Raw genomic sequence first — 25,246 nt, 5'->3', positions numbered from 1 at the left:
GGGCCATGGCGAAGAAGTACGCTGCGCAGACGGCTGATAACTGGAGGTATGGATGCGTCGTCCGGTGAGACGGAAGTTCGTGGTCCTGGCGGTCTCGGCCGCCGTGGTGTCGGCCGGGGCGGCGGCACCCCCGTCCGCACCGGCGGGCGCGACGCCCAAGAAGGAGCCGGTCGCCGTCGGCTACGGCGGGGCCGTGGCGAGCGTCGACGCGGACGCGTCCGCCGCCGGCATCGAGGTCCTGCGCAAGGGCGGCAACGCGGTGGACGCGGCCGTCGCCACGGCCGCGGCGCTCGGCGTCACCGAGCCGTACTCCGCGGGCATCGGCGGAGGCGGCTACTTCGTCTACTACGACGCCAAGTCCCGTACGGTGCACACCATCGACGGACGCGAGACGGCACCGCTGACCGCCGACTCGGGGCTCTTCCTGGAGAACGGGCAGCCGATCCCGTTCGCCGACGCGGTGACCAGCGGCCTCGGCGTCGGAACGCCCGGCACGCCCGCCACCTGGCAGACGGCACTCGACGCCTGGGGCAGCAAGCGGCTCGGCCCGCTGCTGAAGCCCGCCGAGCGGCTCGCGCGCGAAGGGTTCACCGTCGACGCGACCTTCCGCTCGCAGACGGAGTCCAACCAGGCGCGCTTCAAGGACTTCCCCGACACGGCCGAGCTGTTCCTCCCCGGCGGCGAACTGCCGGTGGTCGGCTCGACCTTCAAGAACCCCGATCTGGCGGGTACCTACGCGGAGTTGGGCCGCAAGGGCGTCGGCGCGCTCTACCACGGCAAGTTGGCACGCGACATCGTCGACACGGTCAACGACCCGCCCGTGGACCCGGATTCCGGGCGCAACGCACGCCCGGGCGAGCTGTCCCTGAAGGACCTCGCGGCGTACGAGACGAAGCGACAGGCCCCGACGAAGACCAAGTACCGCGATCTGAACGTCTACTCCATCGCCCCCTCCTCCTCAGGCGGGACGACGGTAGGGGAGGCGCTCAACATCCTTGAGAACACCGACCTTTCCAAGGCCAAGGCCTCGGACGTCGAGTACCTGCACCGCTACATCGAGGCGAGCCGTATCGCCTTCGCGGACCGGGGGCGCTGGGTGGGCGACCCCGCCTTCGAGGACGTACCGACGAAGGAACTGCTGTCGCAGAAGTTCGCCGACTCGCGGGAGTGCCTGATCAAGGACGATGAGGTGCTGACGAGCCCGCTGGCGCCGGGGGATCCGCGGGATCCCGTGGCTTGCGCGACCGGCGGTAAGGCGGCGCCGACGACGTACGAAGGTGAGAACACCACGCATCTCACGGCGGCCGACAAGTGGGGCAACGTCGTCGCGTACACCCTCACCATCGAGCAGACCGGCGGCAGCGGCATCACCGTCCCGGACCGTGGCTTCATCCTCAACAACGAGCTGACGGACTTCTCCTTCACCCCCGCGAGCCCCGACGTCCACGACCCGAACCTGCCGGGTCCGGGCAAGCGGCCACGCTCGTCGATCTCGCCGACGATCGTGCTGGACCAGCACAACAAGCCGGTGGTGGCGCTGGGTTCGCCGGGCGGCGCGACCATCGTCACGACCGTGCTGCAGACGCTGACGGGCTTCGTCGACCGCGGCCTCCCGCTGGTCGACGCGATCGCCGCACCGCGCGCCAGCCAGCGCAACCAGACGACGACCGAGCTCGAACCGGGCCTGTGGACCAGCGAGTTGAAGGCTCAGCTCGAGTCGATCGGCCATGGCTTCCGGCAGAACCCGGAGATCGGCGCGGCGACGGGCGTCCAACGGCTGCCGAACGGGAAGTGGCTGGCCGCGGCGGAGAAGGTACGACGCGGGGGTGGCTCGGCGATGGTGGTGACGCCGGCAAGGTAGCTCGGCCTTGGACGTGGCCGGTCTTGCCGTAGCTCAGCCTTCGGCTTGACCGGCCTCGTCGGTACTGCCGCCCTTGCTGTCGTCGGTGTTGCCGGCGGTGCTCTCGTCCGTGCGGAACACCGGCTCGCCGTACTCGATGTCCACCGTCACCCGGCTGCCCGCCGGGAGCCGGCCGTCGAGGAGGAGGCGGGACAGGCGGTTGTCGATCTCCCGCTGGATGGTGCGGCGCAGCGGCCGGGCGCCGTACTCGGGCTCGTGTCCGCGCTGCGCGAGCCAGTCGACGGCGTTCTCGGTGAAGGTGACCGTGATGTCCCGGGCGAGCAGCCGTTGCCGCGTCTGATCCAGCAAGTGCTCGGTGATGCGGTGCAGTTGATCGCTGGTGAGCTGCCGGAAGACCACGATCTCGTCGATCCGGTTGAGGAACTCCGGCCGGAAGTGCTGACGCAACGGGCGCAGGATCTGCTCACGGCGGGCCTGCTCGTCGGCCTCGGCATCGCGCGCGGAGAACCCGAGGCCGGTACCGCGGGTGATCGCCTCGGAACCGAGATTGCTCGTCATCACGATCACGGTGTTGGCGAAGTCCACTGTGCGGCCCTGCGCGTCGGTGAGCCGGCCGTCGTCGAGCACCTGCAACAGGATGTTGAAGACGTCGGGGTGGGCCTTCTCCACCTCGTCGAGCAGGAGCAGCGAGTACGGATGCCGCCGTACGGTCTCGGTGAGCTGCCCCGCCTCCTCATGGCCGACATAGCCGGGCGGGGCGCCGACGAGACGGCTGACGGTGTGCCGTTCCTGGTACTCGCTCATGTCCAGGCGCACCATCCGCTCCTCGCTGCCGAACAGGGCCTCCGCCAGCGCACGGGCCAGCTCCGTCTTGCCGACCCCGGTCGGGCCGAGGAAGAGGAAGCTGCCGATCGGCCGGTCCGGGCTGGCGAGCCCGGCCCGGGAGCGCAGAATCGCGTCGGCCACGACCCTGACCGCCTCGTCCTGCCCGACGACCCGCTCATGCAGATGCTCCTCCAGGCCGAGCAGCCGGTCCTTCTCCTCGGTGGTGAGGCTGCTGACCGGGATACCGGTCTGCCGGGAGACCACCTCGGCGATGGCCTCGGCGGTGACCTCGAGCTGCTGCCCCTCGTCGGCCTCCCCGTCACGCCCCGCCTCGATCTTCGCCTTCAGCTCGCTGATCCGGTCGCGCAACTGCGTGGCCTGCTCGTACTGCTCGCTCGCCACCGCCTGGTCCTTGTCCCGGGTGAGCTGCTCGACCTCACGCTCCAGGGCGCGTACGTCGGTGCCCTTGGTCCGGGCGCGCAGGCGCACCCGGGCGCCCGCCTGGTCCATCAGGTCGATGGCCTTGTCCGGCAGATGGCGGTCCGTGATGTAGCGGTCGGACAGCTCCACGGCGGCGACCAGGGCCTCGTCTGTGTAGCGGACCTGGTGATGGGCCTCGTACCGGTCGGACAGGCCGCGCAGGATCTCCAGCGCGTCCGATGGGGAGGGCTCGGGGACCAGGATCGGCTGGAACCGGCGCGCCAGGGCCGCGTCCTTCTCGATCCGGCGGAACTCCGCCAGCGTCGTGGCACCCACCACGTGCAGCTCACCGCGGGCCAGCGGCGGCTTGAGGATGTTGCCCGCGTCCATCGAGCCGCCCTCGCCGCTGCCTCCGGCGCCGACGACGGTGTGCAGCTCGTCGATGAAGACGATCAGCTCGTCGGAGTTCGCCCGGATCTCGTCGACGATGTTGGTCAGCCGCTCCTCGAAGTCGCCGCGGTAGCGCGTCCCGGCGACCACGCCCGACAGGTCCAGGGCGACGACCCGCCGGCCGGCGAGGACATCGGGCACATCGCCGTCGGCGATGCGCTCCGCGAGGCCCTCCACGATGGCGGTCTTGCCCACGCCCGCGTCGCCGATCAGCACCGGGTTGTTCTTGCCGCGCCGGGACAGCACCTCGACGGTCTGCTCGATCTCCATGTCCCGGCCGATGACCGGGTCGATACGGCCCTGCCGCGCGAGGTCGGTGAGGTCGCGGCCGTACTTGTCCAGGGTGGGGGTTGGGGAGGAGCGCGCCCGCTCGGGGTGCGCGGGGGCGCCTGCCGCCGGGGCCGAGCCCTCGGGCGGGCGGGGGGAGGGGTTGAACCGGGCGGCGTTCAGGATGTGCCCGGCTGCGGAGTCGGGGTTGGCGGCGAGGGCGCTGAGGACGTGTTCGGGGCCTATGTAGCCGACGCCTTCCGCCCTGGCGAGGGCGTGGGCGTCGAGGAGGGCGCGTTTTACGGCGGGGGTGATGCCGAGGGGGGTGTGGGGGCGGTCGGGGCGGCCGTCGGGACCGCCGTTGGGACGGTCGTTGGGTCCGCTTGCGGAGCGGTCCTCGGGCCGGTTCTGCGGGCGGTTCTCGGGGCGGGTGGGTGATTGGTCGGGCTTGATGGCGGACTGGTCGCCGGACCTGCTGTCGGGCGGGCCCACGCGCTCGTCGATCTCGGTGGCCAGCGCGTCGGGGTCGGCGCCGGCGCGGGCCAGCAGGCTTCGGGTGGGCTCGACGGCGAGGGCGGCGCGGAGGAGGTGCTGGGTGTCCAGGTCCGTGCTGCCGTGTTCGGTGGCGTAGGTCGCGGCGGTGGCCACCAGCTGGCGCGCCGGGCCGCTCATCAGCCGGCCTATGTCGATATGCCGGGGAGCGGGGCGGGGCCCACCCCCGAAGAAGCGTGCGAAGAATTCTCCGAAGGGGTCCGGTCCGTACCCCTCCGCGCCTGGGAAGCCGCTGGTCATGGCCATCCTCGCTTGTCGACTTGCCGTCGGGCTCGCGAGTGCCCAGGCCTCCGGCGGTTACACGTGGGGGGTCGGGGGTGGATGGGGGTTCGTTTTTTGGTGCGGGTTCGTTGGGGCTGGTGGCGCGGCCCGGCGGGGTGCCTCCGGCGGTTAGGCGGGTGCGGGTGCGTGGTGGTTGCTCGCGCAGTTCCCCGCGCCCCTTGGGTGGTCGGTGGGTGCGGGGCCGCGGTCCGGTGCGTCAGCCCGTCGCCAACGGGGCATACGGCCCCTTGCTGGTACAGGGTTCTGGTGTGCCCAGACCGAAGCTAAGCGACGGGCATAGGACGCACCGGCCCACGTCCCCTCCCACCGGAGGGAAGCCGCGGGTAGTTCGGGGCCCGGGCTTTCCCGCGCGGGCGGGTACGGGGCGCGGGCGGGTACGGGGCGCGGGCTTTTTCGGTTCGCTGGCTCTTCTGGGTGCGGGCAGTCGCAGGTTTTTAGGGGCGCGGGGAACTGCGCGACCAGCCACAACGCACCCGCAGTCGCGACACAACTGTCACCCCCACCCCGGTAGGCACCCCACCCATCCGCGGTAGGCGACTCACCCACCCCGTGAACCCACCCACCGACCCCGCCGTAGGCGCCCCACCCCCGGCCGGGGGCCTGGGGGCGCAGCCCCCAGTTTCGGGAAGGGGCGGGGCTGGGGAAAAGAACCGCCGCGATGGGGCCCTCAGCGGGCCGTCAGAACCCGTGGGCCCGAGTCCGTGATGGCCACCGTGTGTTCGGCGTGGGCCGCACGGGAGCCGTCGTTGGTTCGGAGGGTCCAGCCGTCCGGGGCGGCGTGGTAGCCGTCGGTGCCGCCGGCGATGAGCATCGGCTCGATCGCCAGGACCATGCCGTGGCGGAGGGGCAAGCCGCGACCGGGACGGCCCTCGTTCGGGACCGGAGGGTCCTCGTGCATACGCCGCCCGATGCCGTGGCCACCGAAGCCGTCAGGAATGCCGTAGCCCGCCGCCCGGCACACCGTGCCGACGGCATGGGCGATGTCGCCGATACGGTTGCCGACGACAGCCGCCTCGATGCCTGCCGCCAGCGCACGCTCCGCCGTCTCCACGAGGCGTACGTCGGCAGGCCGCGGCCGACCCACGACGAAACTGATCGCCGAGTCGCCGACCCAGCCCCCCAGTTCGGCCCCGAAGTCGGCGGAAACCAGGTCACCGTCACGCAGCCGGTACCCGGTCGGGATCCCGTGCACGATCGCATCGTTCACCGAGGTGCACAGAACCGCCGGGAAAGGCGTAGGCGCGAAGGAGGGCCGATAACCGAGGAAGGGGGAGCCGGCACCCGCGGCGCGCAGGACGTCGTGGGCGACCTCGTCCAGTTCCAGCAGCGATACGCCCACGGCAGCGGCCTTCCGTACCGCCGTGAGGGCCTGGCCCACAACCTGGCCTGCTTCGTACATGGCGTCGATCGACGTGTCTGTTTTGAGTTCCACCATGCCAATTACTATACCGGTCGGCGCCCATTACTATACCGCTCACCGGTATTAGTATGGTGGGCATGGTACGCACCCCCCTGACCCCCGAAGAGCGTGAACGCGGCGAGCGGCTCGGCCAGTTGCTGCGTGAGGCCCGTGGCGGCCGCAGCATGGCGGAGGTTGCCGCCAGCGCGGGCCTCTCCCCCGAGACGCTCCGCAAGATCGAGACCGGCCGTGCCCCGACCCCCGCCTTCTTCACCGTGGCGGCACTGGCCGGAGTGCTGGGTCTGTCGATGGACGAGATCGTGGGGAGGTGCGCGCCGGCCGGGGTGTAGCGTCCTTCGCGTATACGGGACTTGGCGGCCTCCGAAGTCGAACCGCGCACGTCAAGTTCCGAGTTGCGCGGAGCACTCTGCGTCCGGTCCGAAAACCTCTCGTAGCGCATCCGTAACATGAATGGTGTTTTCTACCGGAACGGAGTACTCCAGGCCGGCGTGGGGTGAACGTAATGGCGGTGGATCAACTCCCGGGGCAGGTGCGGGAGTTCGCGCAGTATCTCAAGGGACTGCTGACCCGGCTCGACCAGGGCGGCGGGTGGTGCGGTGTGTTCTGGCAGCGCGATCCCGACGGGATGCGGGCCTGTATGGATGGCTGGGAAGTGCCGCCCTGGGACGTCGTGGAGGCGCTCCTCCAGGACCTCGCGATCGCATACGGCGACCGGGCCGCCGCCCAGGAGACCGAGCGGGCGCGTGCTTTGCACCAGGCCTCACTCGCCGCGTACGACGCCCGGCCCGGCGGCCGGGAGGCCCTCGGTGACCGCCTTGACGTGATGCTCCGCGAACAGCGCTACGCCGCCGAACGCCAGGTGGAACTGACCCACGCCCTGCGCACCGCCGCCTCCCGCGAAGAGGCCGACTCCATACGCCTCGACCTGGCCTGGGCCCGCGACGACCACGAACGCGCCACCGCCCGCTGCGCCGAAATCCGGTCCCGGATGGAGGAGTTGGACCGCCGGACGACGGGCGGTCAGGCGATGACGATCCCTCCAGGGGACGGCGGGGGTGTCGTCTGGGTCGATGAGGAGGCCGACGACCGTGCCGCCGGCGGGCGCGTGGGCGCGCGGCATCAGGAGTCGGTCGCGGACGACTGGCCCGACATCTGGCGGGACTCGACCGCGCGGCGAGCCGCCTGGGAGCCCGACGTCGGCGTGGACACACCGAGGTCCGCCTCCTCCGCACCTTCACCCGAGCACGCCACGGCGTCGGACGACCGGCCCTCCGCGGCCGACGCCCGTCCCGCGCCCTCCGAACCCGCCCCCAAAGCGGGCAAGCAGCGCTCCAAACGGCGGCCGCGGGGCAGTGCCCGTTTCGCCGGGATGGAAGCGGATCCCGGGGCCAGCGCCGTACCGGATATGGCTGCGCCTGTCGCCGCGGACCGCAGTCCGCGGGGGGTTCGTTACGCGGGGGTCGCCGAGGAAGCGGATTCTCGGCCGTCGGCGCCGCGTCAGCCGGCGGGGCGGCGTGAGGCCTTGGACGACGAGGCGCGGCGGGCCACGGTCGAGACCGTCGAGCGGCTTGTACGGCTTCGGCGTGAGGGCCACAGCGGGGAGGCGCATGCGCTGCTGGCCGAGGCCGCGTACTGGCCTGCGGCCCGGCTTCCTCTTCTCGCTGCCGAGTTGCATCGTGCGGGGCTGGGGGCGGATTGGGCCACGTTGTTGTGGGAGGCGGTTTCGTTGCCGGCCGATCGGTTGGTTGCGGCGGCCGATGCGCTTGCCGCCGCGGGGCGTGCCGCCGATGGTCGGCAGATGCTGCGACAGGGTGTCGCGCGGCCTGCCTCGGAGATCGGCGAGGCGGTGTTGGCGCTTGCCGACGAGGGGCGTGACCGGGAGGTTCGTGCGCTCCTCGATGCGTACGTGCGCGTTCGTACGCCTGAGGAGGCGGCCCGCAGCGCGGCCCCCGACCCGGCGCGTCTCGCGCCGCTCCTCCTCTCGGCCTCCAAGGCCGTCTCGGAGGAACGCCACTGGGACTTGGTCCATGCGTTGCGCGTAGCTGGTTACACGGGGTGACCCCTGGCGGTCCGGCGCCCACCGGGGGGGGGCCATGGGCGACTGCGGCCCGTCGTTGGCGGTTCCTTTCCCCAGCCCCGCCCCTTCCCGAAACTGGGGGCTCCGCCCCCAGGCCCCCCTGCCTCCGGCCGGTCGGGCGCCTACGGCGGGTGGGGTGGGGTGCCTACCGGGGTGGGGGGTGACAGTCGTGTCGCGGCTGCGGGTGCGTCGTGGCTGGTCGCGCAGTTCCCCGCGCCCCTGAAAAGCCTGCGACTGCCCGCACCCCGACGATCAAGCGAACCGAAAACCCCGGCCCGGAAGGCGCCTGCGCCCGAGCAGCCCGCGGTCCGGAAAGGCCGCCCGGAGGGAGCCCGTACCCCCATGGCCCCGCGGCCGCCCGCGGCGGCAAGGGGACGGGGCGGGGGTGTGCGCCCGCAGCGGCCGGCGCGCCAACACCGGCACCCTCTACCAGCCAACAGCAACGCGCGCCGGTCCGAGGACGGACACCCCCGACCCGGCCCCGCACCCACCACAAACCCCAGGGGCGCGGGGAACTGCGCGACCAGCCACAACGGCGCCGCACCCGCCCAACCGCCGGAGGCACCCCGTACGGCTGCGCGACCAACCCAACCGCCAGAGGCAACCCCAACCGGAGGAAGAAACATGATCGACTCCACCGGTTAACGCCGATGGTCTTGCCGAGCGCAGCGGCTCCGCTTACTTTCGGGGCTCCAGCGTCTACGGGCGTAGAGGCGCTGACGCAGGCGCAGCCGCTGACGCCCGGTCGACCGGTCGAAGGAGCAAGCTCATGGCCAACGTCGTACGTGCCGCCCTGGTCCAGGCCACCTGGACCGGCGACACCGCATCCATGGTCGCCAAGCACGAGGAACACGCCCGCGAAGCGGCCCGTCAGGGCGCGAAGGTCATCGGATTCCAGGAAGTCTTCAACGCGCCGTACTTCTGCCAGGTGCAGGACCCGGAACACTACAAGTGGGCCGAGCCGGTACCGGACGGCCCGACCGTGACCCGTATGCAGGAGCTCGCGCGCGAAACCGGCATGGTCATCGTCGTCCCGGTCTTCGAGGTCGAGCAGTCCGGCTTCTACTTCAACACGGCCGCCGTGATCGACGCCGATGGCACCTTCCTCGGCAAGTACCGCAAGCACCACATCCCCCAGGTCAAGGGCTTCTGGGAGAAGTACTACTTCAAACCGGGAAACCTCGGCTGGCCCGTCTTCGACACGGCCGTCGGCAAGGTCGGCGTCTACATCTGCTACGACCGCCACTTCCCGGAGGGCTGGCGCCAACTCGGCCTCAACGGCGCCCAGTTGGTCTACAACCCCTCCGCCACCTCCCGCGGCCTCTCCGCCTACCTCTGGCAGCTGGAGCAGCCCGCCGCCGCCGTCGCCAACGAGTACTTCATCGCCGCGATCAACCGCGTCGGCCAGGAGGAGTACGGGGAGAACGACTTCTATGGGACGAGTTACTTCGTCGACCCCCGCGGGCAGTTCGTCGGCGAGACCGCGAGTGACAAGACGGAGGAGCTTGTCGTACGCGACCTCGATTTCGATCTGATCGAAGAGGTGCGTCAGCAGTGGGCCTTTTACCGGGACCGCCGGCCCGACGCCTACGAGGGACTGGTGCAGCCATGAGTGACCTGGATCTGTTCGCCCGCCACAAGGCAGTCCTCCCTGACTGGCTCGCCCTCTACTACGCCGATCCTCTCGAGATCACCCATGGCGAGGGCCGCTACGTCTGGGATGCCGCGGGGAAGAAGTACCTCGACTTCTTCGGCGGGATTCTGACCACCATGACCGCGCACGCGCTCCCCGAGGTGACGAAGGCCGTCAGCGAACAGGCCGGGCGGATCATCCACAGCTCGACGCTCTACCTCAACCGGCCGATGGTCGAACTCGCCGAGCGCATCGCCCAGTTGTCCGGCATCCCGGACGCCCGCGTCTTCTTCACGACGTCCGGCACGGAGGCCAACGACACCGCGCTGCTGCTGGCGACCGCGTACCGGCAGAGCAACCAGATCCTGGCGATGCGCAACAGCTACCACGGCCGTTCGTTCAGCGCTGTCGGCATCACCGGCAACAAGGGCTGGTCGCCGACCAGCCTCTCGCCGCTCCAGACGCTGTACGTCCATGGCGGCCTCCGCACCCGCGGCCCGTACACCGAGCTCAGCGACGCCGAGTTCATCGCGGCCTGCGTCGCCGACCTGGAGGACCTGCTCGGCCATGTCCGCGCGCCCGCGGCCCTGATCGCCGAGCCCATTCAGGGCGTCGGCGGCTTCACCGCCCCGCCGGACGGACTGTACGCGGCCTTCCGCGAGGTGCTCCAGGAGCGCGGCATCCTGTGGATCGCCGACGAGGTGCAGACCGGGTGGGGCCGGACCGGCGACCACTTCTGGGGCTGGCAGGCCCACGGCGCCTCTGGACCGCCGGACATGCTGACCTTCGCCAAGGGCATCGGCAACGGTATGTCGATCGGCGGTGTCGTCGCCCGAGCCGAGGTCATGAACTGCCTTGACTCCAACTCCATTTCGACCTTCGGCGGCTCTCCGGTCACGATGGCCGCTGGGAACGCCAACCTCACGTACCTCCTCGAACACGACCTCCAGGGCAACGCCCGCCGCGTCGGCGGCATGCTCATCGAGCGGCTGCGGGCCATCGCCGCGCAGCATCCGGGCGTACGCGAGATCCGTGGCCGTGGCCTGATGATCGGCGTCGAGCTGGTGAAGCCCGGCACCGACGAGGCCGACCCGGACGCGGCCGCCGCCGTACTCGAAGTGGCCCGCGAGGAAGGCCTGCTGATCGGCAAGGGCGGCGGCCACAACACCAGCGTCCTGCGCATCGCCCCACCGCTCTCACTCACCGTCGCGGAGGCCGAAGAGGGCGCCGCAATCCTCGAGCGCGCGCTGCGGAGCGCCCCGTAGGACATCGATGACGGTCGTCCCGGCGCCGTCCGTCGATCCGGACGGCGCCGGGCGATCCGTACGTCATCAGCACCCACCACCGCGACCAAGGAGAGGACCATGAGCAGTCGTACCGTCATCCGCGGTGGCCTCGTCATCACCGCGTCCGACGAGATCCACGCCGACGTCCTGATAGAGGACGGCCGTATCGCCGCCCTCGCCGCCTCCGGCACCCCGGCCGCCGAGGCCTGGACCGCCGAGCGGACCATCGACGCCACCGGGAAGTACGTGATCCCGGGCGGCGTCGACGCCCATACGCACATGGAGTTGCCGTTCGGCGGCACCTTCGCCTCCGACACCTTCGAGACCGGCACCCGGGCCGCGGCCTGGGGCGGCACCACGACGATCGTCGACTTCGCCGTGCAGACGGTGGGCCACTCGCTGCGCGAGGGCCTGGACGCCTGGAACGCCAAGGCCGACGGCAAATGCGCCATCGACTACGGCTTCCACATGATCGTCTCGGACGTCAACGCGGAGACCCTCAAGGAGATGGACCTGCTGGTGGAGGAGGGCGTCACCTCCTTCAAGCAGTTCATGGCCTACCCCGGCGTCTTCTACAGCGACGACGGCCAGATCCTGCGCGCCATGCAGCGCTCCGCCGAGAACGGCGGACTGATCATGATGCACGCCGAGAACGGCATCGCGATCGACGTCCTCGTCGAGCAGGCGCTGGCGCGAGGAGAGACCGATCCCAGGTATCACGGCGAGGTGCGGAAGGCGCTCCTCGAAGCTGAGGCCACCCACCGCGCCATCAAGCTCGCCCAGGTCGCGGGCGCCCCGCTGTATGTCGTGCACGTCTCGGCGCAGGAGGCAGTCGCCGAGCTGGCACGGGCGCGCGACGAGGGTCTGAACGTCTTCGGCGAGACCTGCCCGCAGTACCTGTTCCTGTCCACGGACAACCTCGCGGAGCCGGACTTCGAGGGGTCCAAGTACGTGTGCTCCACGCCGCTGCGCCCCAAGGAGCACCAGAAGTACCTGTGGCGGGGACTGCGTACGAACGATCTCCAGGTCGTCTCCACCGACCACTGCCCCTTCTGTTTCGTCGGCCAGAAGGAGCTCGGCCGCGGTGACTTCTCCAAGATCCCCAACGGTCTGCCGGGCGTAGAGAACCGTATGGACCTCCTCCACCAGGCCGTCGTGGACGGGCACATCACCCGCCGCCGCTGGATCGAGATCGCCTGCGCCACTCCGGCCCGGATGTTCGGCCTGTACCCGAAGAAGGGGACGATCGCGCCGGGCGCCGACGCGGACGTCGTCATCTACGACCCGGGGGCCGAGCAGGTCATGTCCGCCGAGACGCATCACATGAACGTCGACTACTCGGCGTACGAGGGCAAGAGCGTCACCGGCCGCGTCGAGACGGTCCTCTCGCGGGGCGAACTCGTCATCACCGAGCGGGAGTTCACCGGACGTGCCGGTCACGGTGTCTACACCCCGCGCTCCACCTGTCAGTACCTCAACTAGGAGCGGCGCCCATGGACTTCGGACTCGTCCTGCAGACCGACCCGCCCGCCTCCCGTGTCATCAGCCTGATGAAGCGGGCCGAGCGTAACGGCTTCACGTACGGCTGGACCTTCGACTCCGCCGTGCTCTGGCAGGAGCCGTTCGTGATCTACAGCCAGATCCTGTCGAACACGTCGAAGCTGAAGGTCGGCCCGATGGTCACCAATCCGGGCACCCGCACCTGGGAGGTCACGGCATCGACCTTCGCCACGCTCAACGACATGTTCGGCAACCGGACGGTGTGCGGTATCGGCCGCGGTGACTCCGCGATGCGGGTCGCGGGCCGCAAGCCCAACACCCTGGCCCGTATCAGCGAGGCCATGAAGGTGATCCGGGCGCTGGGCAGCGGTGAGGAGGCCGACCTCGGCGGCACCGTCATCAGGTTCCCGTGGATCAAGCCCGGAGCCGAACTCCCGGTCTGGATGGCCGCGTACGGTCCGAAGGCCCTGAAGATGACCGGTGAGGAGGCCGACGGCTTCATCCTCCAGCTGTCTGATCTGTATCTGACCGAGTACATGGTGAAGGCGGTCAAGGACGCGGCGGTCGCGGCCGGTCGTGACCCGTCCGAGGTCAAGATCTGCGTGGCCGCCCCGGCATACGTCACCGAGGACGACTCGCCGGAGGCGCTCGCGCACGCGCGTGAGCAGTGCCGCTGGTTCGGCGGGATGGTCGGCAACCATGTCGCGGACCTGGTGTCCAAGTACGGGTCCGACGGCGCCGTGGTTCCGGAGACGCTCACCGACTACATCAAGGCACGCGAGGGGTACGACTACTCGCACCACGGGCGCAGCGGCAATCCGGACACCCAGTTCGTGCCGGACGAGATCGTCGACCGGTTCTGCGTCATCGGCCCGGTCGAGAAGCACGTGGAGAAGCTGAACGCGCTGCGTGAGCTGGGCGTCGACCAGTTCGCCGTGTACGACATGCATGACGCGCAGGAGGCCGTGATCGACGCGTACGGCCAGAAGGTCATCCCCGCGCTGAACGCCTGAGCTGAACTCCTGATCCGCCTCACAACCGCTCTTCCTCCCCAACTCCCCACACTGTGTCCCCCCTCCTCGCCGTCCCGGGGAGGGGTGGGCGACGCCACGGGTGGGCAGGCATGTCCCACGCCGCCCTGCCTCGCTCCGGCGCCGGCCAGGCCCCCGCACGGCCAACTCCCTTCCCGCCTCCCTTGATTGGCCTGCCCATGACCGAAACCGTCCCCACGGGTCCGCCGCCGAGCCAGACCACCGACGCCAACGGCCGGATCGAACTCGCCCCCGGCGCCTTCCCCGCCGACAGCCCCTTCGCCAACGAGGACCTGCGTCCCGTTCCGGTCTCCGAGCGTAAGTGGACGACGTACAACTTCGCGGCCCTGTGGATCTCCATGGCCCACTGCATCCCCAGCTGGACCCTGGCCTCCGGCCTGGTCGCCCTCGGCATGGACTGGAAGCAGGCCGTCTTCACCATCGCCCTGGCCAACGTCATCGTGCTGCTGCCGATGCTGGCCACCGGGCACGCCGGACCCAAGTACGGCATCCCGTTCCCGGTGCTAGCCCGCGCCTCCTTCGGGCTGCGCGGCGCCAACATCCCGGCGCTGATCCGCGCGGCCGTGGCCTGCGGCTGGTTCGGCATCCAGACCTGGATCGGCGGCAGTGGCATCTTCGCGCTGGGCTCCAAGCTCACCGGCGGTGAGTGGGAGAGCGCGAGCAAGATCGCGGGCAATCCGTGGCCGCTGTGGCTGTGCTTCCTTCTCTTCTGGGCCCTGCAGATCGCGATCATCTACCGCGGCATGGACTTCCTGCGGCACTTCGAGAACTGGGCCGCGCCCTTCGTGATCGTCGGCGCCTTCGTGCTGCTGATCTGGATCGCGGTCAAGGCGGACGGCTTCGGTCAGCTGCTGTCGCAGCCCTCGCAGCTTGGCTGGGGCGCCGACTTCTGGCCGGTCTTCTTCCCGTCCCTGATGGGCATGATCGGCTTCTGGGCCACCCTGTCCCTCAACATCCCCGACTTCACACGCTTCGGCGCCAGCCAGAAAGCGCAGACCTGGGGCCAGTCGCTGGGCCTGCCCACGACGATGACGCTGTTCGCGATCCTCGCCGTGATGGTCACCTCCGGCTCCGAGGTCGTCTACGGCGAGGCGATCTGGGACCCGGTTGTCCTCGCCGCCAAGGCGGACAACACCTTCGGCCTGCTCTTCGCCCTGATCACGGTCCTGATCGCGACGATCTCCGTGAACATCGCGGCGAACGTGGTGTCTCCTGCGTACGACCTGGCCAACCTCGCCCCGAAGTTCATCAACTTCCGTACGGGCGCGCTGATCACCGGTGTCATCGGCATCCTGATCTTCCCGTGGAAGCTGATCTCCACCCCCGAGTTCTACATCTTCACCTGGCTCGGGGTGGTCGGCGGGCTGCTCGGCACGGTCGCGGGCATCCTGATCGCCGACTACTGGATAGTCCGCCGTACGGTCCTCCATCTCGCGGACCTGTACACGCCCGGCGGCCGCTACTGGTACTCGTCCGGCTGGAATTGGAAGGCCGTCGCCGCCTTCGCGGTCGGCGGCGTGCTGGCCGTCGGTGGCTCGTACTCGACGGTGAACGCCGAGGGCCAGAAGAACGGGCCGTTCCCGGTCGACGGACTGATCCCGTTCGTGAAGCCGCTCGCCGACTACGGCTGGGCGGTGGGCCTGGCCACGTCGCTGGTGTTGTACGTGGTGCTGATGGGCGGCAGGGAGCGGGAGCCCCAGCCTCAAGACGCCGTCTGACGGTGGTGCGGGCGCGTTGGAGAACGGCTCTACTGAGCCTTCTCCAGCGCGGCCACCGCCTCCTTGGCCGCCTTGATGGCGCCCTTGTTGATCTCGTCCGTACTGGGCGCCTTCTTCGACTCGAAGTCGCTGCCGTTGTACGTGATGACCACCATCGCGTTGGACGCGCGGACGATCACCATGCCTTCGCGCGTCTGCTGCTTGTCCTCGGTGGTGAGGTTCACCACGGAGTACGCCTCGTCGCCGAGACCGGGGACCGCCCCTCCGCCGCCGTGCTTCGCGACGCGCTCCTTGTAGGCCGTCGCGGCGATCTGGTCGCTCTTCTTGATCTCGTACGAGACGTCGAGCCAGCGGTAGTCGAACTCCTTGAGCGCGTTCCATGAACAGGTGCGGCGCACCGACTCGTTGGTCGACGGGATCTCCTTGCCGGCCGCCTTGGCGCCCGGCACCAGCGACTTCACTGTCTTCTCCCCGAGCCCCAGGCAGGGCTTCGGTGACACGCGGTACGTCCGGGTCGCCGCCGCCGTGGACGGCGCGGACGGCGACGCACTGGGTCTGTCCGAGGCCGCCTTGTCATCCGCGTCCCCGGCCGGGGACGCTGCGAACGGCCCGGACGCCAGCGCCCAGCCCGCCGAGGCGAGCACGGCGACCGGCAGCAGACGCGCGGTGAGGGCGAGCGGCAGAGGAAGAGAACGCACGGCGCACTTCTCGTGAGGGGACGGGTGCGGAGGGGGCCACACTGCGGACGGTACGCCAGTGTCACATGCCTCCCAGTGAGGCGGTAGCCCGAACTCGCTCCGTGACCGCGCGGCCACAGGCTCCGGAGTGGATCCTTCCGCCGGGGGGTGCGTGCGAGGATCGGCGCGTGATCGCGATACGCCGCAGGTCGTCCCCGTATGCCGCCGTGCTCGTCTGCCTGTTGGCGCTGAGTGCGAGCGGGTGTGGGCTCTCCGCCGAGCTGGAACGTGAGCGCAATCCGGACCCCGGGCCGAGGCCGTCCTCGACACCGCCCGCCGTGTCGGCCGCCCCGGTGCCCGAGTCCTCCGCGTCTGTGCCCGTCCAGGCAGCGGGTGGCTGCCCGTCGTCCGGTGTCCGCCTGGGCACGGGTCTGATCAACGGCGCCATGGGTTTGCGTGGCATGACCCTCACGCTGACCAACTGCGGTGAGCGGCCTTTCGAGTTGAACGGCTACCCGTCCGTCACCGTTCTCGACGAGGCGGGCGAACCGTTCCCGGACGTGCGGACCGTCGAGGGAACGGACCAGGTGCCCATGGCCTCGGGCGGCCCTGGCCCCGAGCCGCTGACCCTCGCTCCGGGTGAGACCGCGCAGGCGGGCCTGGTCTGGCGGATGCACGCCGAGGACGGTGTGTACCTCCGGGTCACCCCGCAGAAGGGGCACGAGACCGTGACCGTACGCCCCGAGCAGGCCCTCGACATCGGCCCCGACAACGTCCTGGGGACGTCGCCCTGGAAGCCGATGGAGTAGCGGGTACTCGGGGGCGCGGACGGGTACGTACGATCTTCGGACGCCTGCCCGGCAGTGAGGAGTCGCCCGTGTTCACGACCCGTCCCACGCTCCAGGGCACCTTCGGCATGGTGTCCTCCACGCACTGGCTCGCCTCGCAGTCGGCGATGGCCGTGCTGGAGGACGGCGGAAACGCGTACGACGCCGCCGTCGCCGCGGGCTTCGTACTGCACGTCGTCGAGCCCCATCTGAACGGGCCCGGGGGCGAGGTGCCGATCATCCTGGCCCCGGCGGGCGGCGAGGTCCGGGTGCTGTGCGGGCAGGGCGTGGCGCCGGCCGGGGCGAAAATCGCCCACTACAGGGGACTCGGTTTGGATCTCGTACCCGGTACCGGACCGCTCGCCGCCGCCGTTCCCGGAGCCTTCGACGCGTGGATGCTGCTTCTGCGGGACCACGGCACCAAGACCTTGGCGGACGTCCTGAAGTACGCCATCGGATACGCGGAGGACGGGCACCCTCCCGTAGAGCGCGTCGGCGAGACGGTCGAAACCGTACGGGAGCTCTTCGAGACCGAGTGGGCCTCGTCGGCCGAGGTGTATCTGCCGGGCGGCCGAGCCCCGCGGCCGGGCGAGCTGTTCCGGAATCCGGCGCTGGCCGCGACCTGGCGGCGGCTGATCACGGAGGCCTCCCGGGCGGGCGGTGACCGGGTCGCGCAGATCGAGGCCGCGCGGCGGATCTGGCGTGAGGGCTTCATCGCCGAGGCACTGGTACGGCAGGCGGCGCGGCCGACCATGGACACCAGCGGCGAGCGCCACGCGGGCACGCTGACGGCAGCCGACCTGGCCTCCTGGGCCGCGTCCTACGAGGCTCCGGTGACGTACGACTGGCGCGGCTGGACCCTGTGCAAGGCGGGCCCTTGGAGCCAAGGGCCGGTTCTCCTCCAGCAGTTGGCCCTGCTGCCGCCCGAGCTGCCGCGGTACGGCTCCACGGAGTACGTCCATCTGCTGATCGAGGGCTGCAAGCTCGCGATGGCCGACCGGGAGGCCTGGTACGGGGACGCGGCCGACGTACCGGTGGGGGAGTTGCTGTCGGAGGAGTACAACGCGGGGCGGCGGGCGCTCGTCGGGGAGAAGGCCTCGTACGAACTGCGGCCCGGGAGCCCTGGGGGACGTACTCCGCGGCTGAGCGAGCACGCGCGCGTGGTGGCCACCGGGGAGGCGGAGTTCAATCCGCTCGCGACGCCGGGGGCGGGGGAGCCGACGGTGGCCAAGAGCCCGACGTCGCCGCTGCCGGGGGAGCCCGACGTCTCGGCGGACGGCGGTACTCGGGGCGACACCTGCCACCTCGATGTCGTCGACCGCTGGGGCAACATGGTCGCCGCCACGCCCAGCGGCGGCTGGCTGCAGTCCAACCCGGTCGTGCCGGAGCTGGGCTTCCCGCTCGGCACCCGGCTCCAGATGGCCTGGCTGGAGGAAGGGCTGCCCAACTCCCTTACGCCCGGCCGCCGTCCGCGTACGACGCTCACGCCGTCACTCGCGCTGCGGGGCGGGGTGCCGGTCATGGCGTTCGGCACACCCGGCGGCGACCAGCAGGACCAATGGCAACTGCACTTCTTCCTCACCGTCGCGCTGCGCTCCGAAGTGCGCGGCGGGCTCGACCTCCAGGGCGCGATCGACGCCCCGAACTGGCACAACGACAGCTTCCCCGGCTCCTTCTACCCGCGCGGCATGCGCCCCGGCAGCGTCACCGTCGAGGCCCGCATGGACCCGGCCATCGCCCATGAACTGCATCGCCGGGACCACGACGTGCAGGTCGGACCGCCCTGGTCCGAGGGGCGGCTGTGCGCGGTCGCGCGGGACCCGGAGAGCGGGGTGCTGTCGGCGGCGGCGAATCCGCGGGGGATGCAGGGGTACGCGGTCGGACGCTGACCTGACGCCTCGGTGGTTGGGGTGTTCATGGCGATTCCACCCGGAGTGCACCGGCCGGGTGAGGATTGTCAGTGCCGCGTGCTCTCATGGAGTGGTGATCGAAGACAGCGAAACCATCGAAGAGTTTCTCGCGCACGGCACGTCCGACGTGGAGGAAGCGGTCCGCAAGGCGGCGGCGACGGAGATCATGCCGCGCTTCCGGCAGCTCGCCGCGCACGAGGTAGACGAGAAGACCGGCCCGCACGACCTGGTGACGGACGCCGACCGCAAGGCTGAGGAGTACCTCACGGCCACGCTCGGCGCCCTGCTGCCCGGCTCGGTCGTGGTCGGCGAGGAAGCGGTGCACGCCAACCCGCTGACGTACGAGGCGATCCAGGGCGAGGCGCCGGTGTGGATCGTCGACCCGGTCGACGGGACACGGCAGTTCGTGCACGGGAACCCCGGCTTCTGCACCCTGGTCGCGCTCGCGCAGGGCGGCAAGGTGCTCGCCTCCTGGACGTACGCTCCGGCGCTCGACCTGTTCGCCACGGCGATACGGGGCGGGGGCGCCGCTCTCGACGGAGTGCCCCTGCGCTCCGGTTCGCCCGCGCCGGACCGCCCGCTCGAAGTGGCCACGTCCCACCCGGACTTCACGACCGACGAAGAGAAGCGCGCCCTTCTCGGCCTGCGCACAGAGGGCGTGCGGACCCGGCCCTGCGGCTCCGCCGGGCTCGAGTATCTGGCCGTTGCCCGCGGGGAGTTGGACGCCACCGGCTTCTCCTGGGAAGCCGCCTGGGACCATGCGGCCGGCCTGCTGCTGGTCGAGGAGGCGGGCGGTGCGCATCTGACGCGCGCTGGCGAGCCGTTTCGTATAACCGGGGGCAACGTCCTGCCGTTCACCGCGGCGCGGGACGCGGACACGGCTCGGCGGGTGGCGGCGTTGCTGGCGGACGGGGCTTGATCCGGACCCGCGGGCGACCTGGCCCGGCGGTTGGACTGCCTCGCGGGCTGACTGACCCGCGGGCGACCTGGCCCGCCGTCGGACTACCCCGCGGGCCGTTGCCTGTGCTCAGACCGCCGCTGGTACTCGGGCGGCTGTCTGCGCTCGGGCCTCTGTCATGCACTCGGGCCGCAGGTCGCGGCGGATGGCCGGAGGCGACCACCCGCGCCCGGGGACTGGCACGGCCCTGGCGGATGGCCGGAGGCGACCACCCGCGCCCAGGGACTGTCACAGCCCCAGCGGATGGCCGGAGACGACCACCCGCGCCCGGGGACCGTCACCGCCCCGGCATATCCTGATCCCGAATGGCCATCGGCTGACAAAGGAGTCCGAAGGTGCCGTCGATGCTCGATGCGGTCGTGGTGGGTGCGGGGCCGAACGGACTGACCGCTGCCGTGGAGCTGGCCCGTCGCGGCTTCAGTGTGGCTGTCTTCGAGGCACGTGAGACGGTCGGTGGCGGCGCCCGCACCGAGGAGCTGACGCTGCCCGGCTTCCGGCACGACCCGTGCTCGGCCGCGCACCCGCTGGGCGTCAACTCGCCCGCGTTCAAGGCGATGCCGCTCGGTCGGTACGGACTGGAGTGGCTGCACCACGACCTGCCCATGGCGCACCCCTTCCCGGACGGCACGGCGGCCGTGCTGTCACGGTCCGTGGCCGAGACGGCCGCCTCCTTCGGGCCGCGGGACGCGGGGACGTACCGCAGGCTGGTCGACCCCTTCACCGGCAGATGGGACACGCTCGTCCGGGACTTCATGTCCCTGCCGCTCACCGCGCTGCCGCGCGACCCGGTCACCCTCGCCCGCTTCGGTCTCGTCGGTCTGCCGCCCTCGACCTGGCTGACGCGCAGGTTCCACGACGAGCGGGCCAGGACGCTGTTCGCCGGTCTGGTCGCGCATGTCATGGCCCCGCTCGGCGGCTTCGCGACCGGCGCCGTCGGTCTCGTCTTCGCGCTGGCCGCGCATGCCGGCGGCTGGCCCATGGCGCGCGGCGGCTCCCAGTCGATCTCCGACGCGCTCGCCGCGTACCTGAAGGACCTCGGCGGCACCGTCCACACCGACTACGAGGTCAAGCGCCTCGACGACCTGCCGCCCGCGCGCGCATACGTCTTCGACACCTCGCCCGCCGCCCTCAGCCGGATCGCGGGCTTCGGCCGGTACTACGAGCGCTACCGCTACGGGCCCGGCGCCTTCAAGATCGACTACGCGCTGGACGGGCCGGTGCCCTGGGCGGCGGAGGAGGCCCGCCGCGCAGGGACGGTGCAGATCGGTGCGAACACGGCCGAGATCGGCGCCGCCCTGCGCGCGGCCTCGCGGGACGGCCGGGCGCCGGACGCACCGTTCCTGATCACCGTGCAGCCCAGCGTCGTCGACCCCTCCCGGGCGCCGGACGGCAAGCAGGTTTTCTGGGCGTACGGCCATGTGCCGAACGGCTGGACCGGCGACCTCACGGACGCGATCGAGCGCCAGCTGGAGCGGTTCGCGCCGGGCTTCCGCGACCGTGTCCTGGCCCGTGCCACGGCGGGCCCGCCCGAGCTCGCCGCCCGTAACGCGAACTACGTGGGCGGTGACATCGCCTGCGGCGCGGCCTCCGGACTGCAGCTGATGCTGCGGCCCCGGCTGTCCCTGTTCCCGTACAGCACACCGCATCCGGCCGTGTTCATCTGCTCCTCGGCCACCCCGCCGGGGCCGGGCGTGCACGGCATGTCGGGACACAACGCCGCCAAGGCCGTATGGAGGAGGCTGCGCCAGTCATGACCGTACGGAGGAGGTTGCGCCAGTCATGACCGTACGGAGGAGGTTGCGCGAGTCATGACCGCCATCGAACTCGTCCAGGGCGACATCACGCAGGAGTCCGTCGACGCCATCGTGAACGCCGCGAACTCCTCGCTGCTCGGCGGCGGAGGCGTGGACGGAGCCATCCACCGGCGCGGCGGCCCCGCCATCCTCGACGAGTGCCGCAAGCTCCGCGCCTCCCAGTACGGCAAAGGCCTGCCGACCGGACAGGCGGTCGCCACGACCGCGGGCGAACTCGACGCCCGCTGGGTGATCCACACAGTCGGCCCGGTGTACAGCCAGAGCGAGGACCGCTCGGACCTGCTCGCCTCCTGCTATCGGGAGTCACTGCGGGTCGCCGACGAACTCGGCGCCCGTACGATCGCGTTCCCCGCGATCTCCACCGGCATCTACGGCTGGCCGATCGACGACGGCGCCCGGATCGCCATCGAGACGGTGCGGGCCACGCCCACCTCGGTCGAGGAGGCCCGATTCGTCCTCTTCGACGAGCGGTCTTACGACGCGTTCGCCGCGCAGCTCCGCTGACGTAAGCAGGGTTCGGTTTCTTGCGGACCGTGACTCGTATTCCTGATGCCCGTATTGTCGTAAATGCAGCGATATTTCGGAATGGTGGACGGTCAGGAACGGGAACGGGAACGGGGACGGGAGCGAGGTGGCGCGTGGTTCGGTCCGACGGGGAAGCGATGCGGACGTGGCGTGCGACAGGCGGCACTGCGTCCGCCCGTTCTCGTGAGCGGTTTCTGCAGGGTGAGCCGGTCGATTCGGGCGTACGAAAGTCGATCTTGGATTCATGGCAGCGCTCCAGGTTCCTGGGTCTCTCACCGGATCAGGCGGACCTTCCCTTCCGAGAGGACTTCGACCGGGACGGGCGGCTCGTCCGCGCTTCAGGTCCGGTGCTCGACCGGCTGCAGTCCATGTTCGCGGGCAGCGCGATGAACATCTCCGTCGCGGATGCGAGCGGGACGGTCCTTCTGCGCCGCTTCGGAGAGGCGGACTTGGCCAGAAGCCTCCCGGCGATCCAGCGCGTCCCGGGGTTCGTGTTCGCCGAGCGGTTCGCCGCCACCAACGGCATCGGTCTCGCGTTGGCGGAGCGGCAACTCATCCGGGTCCACGGTGCCGAGCATTTCGCCGAGCGCTCGCAGGGGAGCGCCTGCCGTGCGATTCCTGTCCGCGACCCGCTCAGCGGGCGTATCGAAGGCGTCCTGTGTCTCGGCTATCCGCGCAGCGCCGAGGACCCGGCGCTCGTCACCGTGATACGCAAGGCGGCCCAAGCCATCGAGCGCCGACTGCTGGAGCAGAGTTCCGCGCGTGAGCGCGCTCTGCTGGGGACCTACCTGAGCACCTGCGGCGATGCCGCCGCCGGCGTTCAGCAAGGCGTCGGAGTGGACGAACTGGCCCGTGAGCTGCGTCCCCGTGACCAGGCTCTCCTCATGGAGAAGGCCACCGAGCTGATCTCCGGCGGGCAGCGTGCCGCCGTCGACGTGTCCCTCTCTGACGGCCGGAGTGTGACGCTGGTGAGCCGTCCGATGACGAGTGCCTCCGGAGTGGAAGGCATCGCCATCGAGGCCCTCTTCCGGGGCCCTCCACCGCGACAGGCACTCCCCGTCCCGCTCCGGGTCGACGGGCTGCTCGGGCCGCCTGGGCCGCTCGGGCCTCACGCCGAGCCTGCCGGCAGCACTGTCGTCGCGCCTTCCGCGTCGTACGCTCCCGTCGCCCCGGCGGCCGGGCATCACTCCGCAACTCCGCTGCCCAGGCGCCTCCCCGACGCTGCATCCGGCACTCCGCTGCTCGGGCACCTCCCCGACGCCGCTTCCGGCCAGGTCCCCACAGGCGGCCAGGTCCCCACGAGCGGCCACGGCCCCACGGACGGCCAGGGCGTCGTGGCGGCCGGCACTGCTGCCGACGCCACGGACAGCCCGGGGGGCGTCATGGCCGCCGCTACTGCTGCCGACGCGACGGACGGCCACCCCGAGTCCCAACCCCCCGCGAGAGGGCTCGTGCTGGTGGGCGAGCCGCACGTGGGGACGTACGCACTGGCGGCGCGGCGGCGCCTGGAGTTGTTGTCCGAGGCCAGCGCCCGTATCGGCACCACCTTGGATGTGCGCCGCACCGCCCAGGAGCTCGCCGAGACGGTGGTTCCGGCACTGGCCGACTTCGTCACGATCGACCTGCCCGATGCCGTACTACGCGGCGAGGAGTCCCCGGACCCCGGCGGTGATCTGCGCCGTACGGTGGTCCACGGCATCCGCGACGACGTTCCTTTCAGGCCGGTCGGCAAGCGGGTCGAGTTCGGTCCGACCACGCCTCAACTGCGTTGTCTGACCAGCGGGCAGGCAGTGCTGGAACCCGACCTGAAGGCCGCCGCGGGCTGGCTCACCCAGGACCCCGAGCACACCGAGCAACTGCTGACCCACGTCCACTCCCTCATCGCGGTCCCCCTGGTCGCCCGCGGCGTCGTCCTGGGCGTCGCCGCCTTCTACTGCTCGCACGGCTCCACCCCCTTCGGGGACGACGACCGCGCGCTGGCCCACGAACTCGCCACCCGCGCCGCGCTGTCCATGGACAACGCCCGGCGCTACACACGCGAACGCAATATGGTCCTCGCCCTGCAGCGGAGCCTGCTCCCGCAGGGTCTGCCCGATCAGGAAGCCGTAGAGGTCGCCCATCGCTATCTGCCCGCCGAATCCGATGTGGGCGGGGACTGGTACGACGTGATCCCCCTCTCCGGCACCCGTATCGGCCTCTTCGTCGGCGACGTCGTCGGCCACGGCATGCATTCCGCCGCCACCATGGGCCGGCTGCGCACCGCCGCACGCAGCTTCGCCGAACTCGACTTCCCCCCGGACGAAGTCCTCACCCACCTCGACAACGTCGTGGGGCGCCTGGACCGAGAGGACCCCGCTGCCGACGGCGTCGGCATCATCGGCGCGACCTGCCTGTACGCCATCTACGACCCGACCTCGCAGCAATGCGTCCTGGCCCGCGCCGGTCACCCTCCGCCCGCGCTGGTCCGCCCCGACGGCACCGTGTCCTTCCCCGACCTGCCCGCCGGGCCGCCGCTCGGCCTCGGCGGACTGCCCTTCGAAACCGCCGAGATCCACCTTCCCGAGAACAGCCAGCTGGTCCTCTACACCGACGGACTCATCGAGGACCGAAACCGCGACATCGACGAGTCCCTCGACCGACTACGCAAAGCCCTGGCCCACCCGGAGCGCACACCCGAGGAGACCTGTGAGGCGGTCCTCGACCTCGTAGCACCCGCCCACCCCGCCGACGACCTCGCGCTGCTCGTCGCCCGCACCCACGCGCTGGACCTCCACCGGATCGCCCACTGGGACCTGCCCGCCGACCCGGCCCTCGTCAGCGACGTCCGCGCCGCCGCCGTCCGGCAGCTGGCCGACTGGGGACTCGACGAGGCCGCGTTCGTCGCGGAACTGCTGCTCAGCGAGCTGATCACCAACGCCATCCGCCACGGCTCCGGGCCTATACGGGTACGGCTGCTCCACGGTCCGAGCCTGATCTGCGAGGTCTACGACACCAGCAGCACCGCCCCGCATCTGCGCCGGGCGGCCACCACCGACGAGGGCGGCCGTGGCCTGTTCCTCGTCGCGCAACTGGCGCAGAGCTGGGGCACCCGCTACACCCCCGAGGGCAAGGTCATCTGGGCCGAATGCGGGATCGACGGCGCCTGAGGGCGTGTGTGCTGCGCACCGGTTCAGCCAGTCAAATGCCTGAAAT

The 25,246-nt window shown here is 70.8% G+C and carries 17 protein-coding genes; 14 read left to right on the top strand and 3 right to left on the bottom strand.

Translation table 11 applies throughout. From position 1 onward, the window contains the following. Positions 1-52: 52 nt before the first annotated feature. The gene (gene ggt, locus ACQEVY_RS08940; protein ID WP_432946598.1) at positions 53-1,861 is read left to right on the top strand and encodes a gamma-glutamyltransferase; all 1,809 of its coding nucleotides are present in this window, start codon (positions 53-55) and stop codon (positions 1,859-1,861) included. Between the two features lie 33 nt (positions 1,862-1,894). On the opposite strand, the gene ACQEVY_RS08935 is transcribed toward ggt, so the two are convergent. Beyond that, on the bottom strand, positions 1,895-4,615 hold the full coding sequence (locus tag ACQEVY_RS08935; RefSeq protein ID WP_432946596.1) for an ATP-dependent Clp protease ATP-binding subunit: 2,721 nt from the start codon (positions 4,613-4,615) through the stop codon (positions 1,895-1,897). 709 nt (positions 4,616-5,324) lie between these two features. Next, on the bottom strand, positions 5,325-6,092 hold the full coding sequence (gene map, locus ACQEVY_RS08930; RefSeq protein ID WP_432946594.1) for a type I methionyl aminopeptidase: 768 nt from the start codon (positions 6,090-6,092) through the stop codon (positions 5,325-5,327). A 62-nt stretch (positions 6,093-6,154) separates the two neighbouring features. Here map and ACQEVY_RS08925 point away from each other — a divergent pair, with 62 nt between their 5' ends. The 7 genes from ACQEVY_RS08925 (at position 6,155) to ACQEVY_RS08895 (ending at position 15,343) form a co-directional block, all read left to right on the top strand. Beyond that, positions 6,155-6,406, top strand: a complete 252-nt coding sequence (locus ACQEVY_RS08925; RefSeq protein WP_432946592.1) for a helix-turn-helix domain-containing protein — start codon at positions 6,155-6,157, stop codon at positions 6,404-6,406. Between the two features lie 173 nt (positions 6,407-6,579). Beyond that, positions 6,580-8,136, top strand: a complete 1,557-nt coding sequence (locus ACQEVY_RS08920) for a hypothetical protein (RefSeq protein ID WP_432946590.1) — start codon at positions 6,580-6,582, stop codon at positions 8,134-8,136. Positions 8,137-8,923: 787 nt separating this feature from the next. Continuing rightward, positions 8,924-9,766: a nitrilase-related carbon-nitrogen hydrolase gene (locus tag ACQEVY_RS08915; protein WP_432946588.1), complete on the top strand. Its 843-nt coding sequence runs from the start codon at positions 8,924-8,926 to the stop codon at positions 9,764-9,766. Next, the gene (locus ACQEVY_RS08910; RefSeq protein ID WP_432946586.1) at positions 9,763-11,052 is read left to right on the top strand and encodes an aspartate aminotransferase family protein; all 1,290 of its coding nucleotides are present in this window, start codon (positions 9,763-9,765) and stop codon (positions 11,050-11,052) included. Before ACQEVY_RS08915 ends, ACQEVY_RS08910 begins: the two co-directional genes overlap by 4 nt. 99 nt (positions 11,053-11,151) lie before the next feature. After that, positions 11,152-12,555, top strand: coding sequence for a dihydropyrimidinase (gene hydA / locus ACQEVY_RS08905; protein ID WP_432946584.1), 1,404 nt, complete (start codon positions 11,152-11,154; stop codon positions 12,553-12,555). 11 nt (positions 12,556-12,566) lie between these two features. Continuing rightward, positions 12,567-13,586 (top strand): TIGR03842 family LLM class F420-dependent oxidoreductase, encoded by a 1,020-nt coding sequence (locus ACQEVY_RS08900; RefSeq protein ID WP_432946582.1) that lies wholly within the window; start codon positions 12,567-12,569, stop codon positions 13,584-13,586. A gap of 197 nt (positions 13,587-13,783) precedes the next feature. Next, positions 13,784-15,343: an NCS1 family nucleobase:cation symporter-1 gene (locus tag ACQEVY_RS08895; RefSeq protein WP_432946580.1), complete on the top strand. Its 1,560-nt coding sequence runs from the start codon at positions 13,784-13,786 to the stop codon at positions 15,341-15,343. A 29-nt stretch (positions 15,344-15,372) separates the two neighbouring features. On the opposite strand, the gene ACQEVY_RS08890 is transcribed toward ACQEVY_RS08895, so the two are convergent. After that, entirely contained in the window at positions 15,373-16,041 is a 669-nt protein-coding gene (locus ACQEVY_RS08890) for a hypothetical protein (RefSeq protein WP_432946578.1), read from the bottom strand. Between the two features lie 167 nt (positions 16,042-16,208). Here ACQEVY_RS08890 and ACQEVY_RS08885 point away from each other — a divergent pair, with 167 nt between their 5' ends. The 6 genes from ACQEVY_RS08885 to ACQEVY_RS08860 all read left to right on the top strand — a co-directional run bounded on the left by ACQEVY_RS08885 (position 16,209) and on the right by ACQEVY_RS08860 (position 25,200). After that, positions 16,209-16,829, top strand: coding sequence for a DUF4232 domain-containing protein (locus ACQEVY_RS08885; RefSeq protein WP_432946576.1), 621 nt, complete (start codon positions 16,209-16,211; stop codon positions 16,827-16,829). 68 nt (positions 16,830-16,897) lie between these two features. Next, positions 16,898-18,736: a gamma-glutamyltransferase family protein gene (locus ACQEVY_RS08880; RefSeq protein WP_432946574.1), complete on the top strand. Its 1,839-nt coding sequence runs from the start codon at positions 16,898-16,900 to the stop codon at positions 18,734-18,736. Between the two features lie 94 nt (positions 18,737-18,830). Then, the gene (locus tag ACQEVY_RS08875) at positions 18,831-19,676 is read left to right on the top strand and encodes an inositol monophosphatase family protein (RefSeq protein ID WP_432946572.1); all 846 of its coding nucleotides are present in this window, start codon (positions 18,831-18,833) and stop codon (positions 19,674-19,676) included. 374 nt (positions 19,677-20,050) lie between these two features. Continuing rightward, positions 20,051-21,469 carry a phytoene desaturase family protein gene (locus ACQEVY_RS08870; protein ID WP_432946570.1) on the top strand — a complete coding sequence of 473 codons (1,419 nt, stop codon included), beginning with the start codon at positions 20,051-20,053 and terminating at the stop codon, positions 21,467-21,469. A gap of 54 nt (positions 21,470-21,523) precedes the next feature. Then, positions 21,524-22,033 carry an O-acetyl-ADP-ribose deacetylase gene (locus ACQEVY_RS08865; protein WP_432946568.1) on the top strand — a complete coding sequence of 170 codons (510 nt, stop codon included), beginning with the start codon at positions 21,524-21,526 and terminating at the stop codon, positions 22,031-22,033. Between the two features lie 134 nt (positions 22,034-22,167). Then, on the top strand, positions 22,168-25,200 hold the full coding sequence (locus ACQEVY_RS08860) for a SpoIIE family protein phosphatase (protein ID WP_432946566.1): 3,033 nt from the start codon (positions 22,168-22,170) through the stop codon (positions 25,198-25,200). Positions 25,201-25,246 lie beyond the last annotated feature (46 nt).

Origin of the sequence: Streptomyces sp. CA-288835 (assembly GCF_050936385.1) — a bacterium.
In the GTDB taxonomy this organism is placed as follows: Bacteria; Actinomycetota; Actinomycetes; order Streptomycetales; family Streptomycetaceae; genus Streptomyces.
The sequence above is the reverse complement of the archived record's forward strand: the minus strand, read 5'-3'. Positions and strand labels throughout refer to the sequence as shown.

Coding starts and splice junctions, on each gene's coding strand:
- ACQEVY_RS08865 (WP_432946568.1), top strand. CDS start 21,524: ATGACCGCCATCGAACTCGTCCAGGGCGACATCACGCAGGAGTCCGTC.
- ACQEVY_RS08915 (WP_432946588.1), top strand. CDS start 8,924: ATGGCCAACGTCGTACGTGCCGCCCTGGTCCAGGCCACCTGGACCGGC.
- ACQEVY_RS08900 (WP_432946582.1), top strand. CDS start 12,567: ATGGACTTCGGACTCGTCCTGCAGACCGACCCGCCCGCCTCCCGTGTC.
- map (WP_432946594.1), bottom strand. CDS start 6,092: ATGGTGGAACTCAAAACAGACACGTCGATCGACGCCATGTACGAAGCA.
- ggt (WP_432946598.1), top strand. CDS start 53: ATGCGTCGTCCGGTGAGACGGAAGTTCGTGGTCCTGGCGGTCTCGGCC.
- ACQEVY_RS08925 (WP_432946592.1), top strand. CDS start 6,155: ATGGTACGCACCCCCCTGACCCCCGAAGAGCGTGAACGCGGCGAGCGG.
- ACQEVY_RS08895 (WP_432946580.1), top strand. CDS start 13,784: ATGACCGAAACCGTCCCCACGGGTCCGCCGCCGAGCCAGACCACCGAC.
- hydA (WP_432946584.1), top strand. CDS start 11,152: ATGAGCAGTCGTACCGTCATCCGCGGTGGCCTCGTCATCACCGCGTCC.
- ACQEVY_RS08935 (WP_432946596.1), bottom strand. CDS start 4,615: ATGACCAGCGGCTTCCCAGGCGCGGAGGGGTACGGACCGGACCCCTTC.
- ACQEVY_RS08910 (WP_432946586.1), top strand. CDS start 9,763: ATGAGTGACCTGGATCTGTTCGCCCGCCACAAGGCAGTCCTCCCTGAC.
- ACQEVY_RS08920 (WP_432946590.1), top strand. CDS start 6,580: ATGGCGGTGGATCAACTCCCGGGGCAGGTGCGGGAGTTCGCGCAGTAT.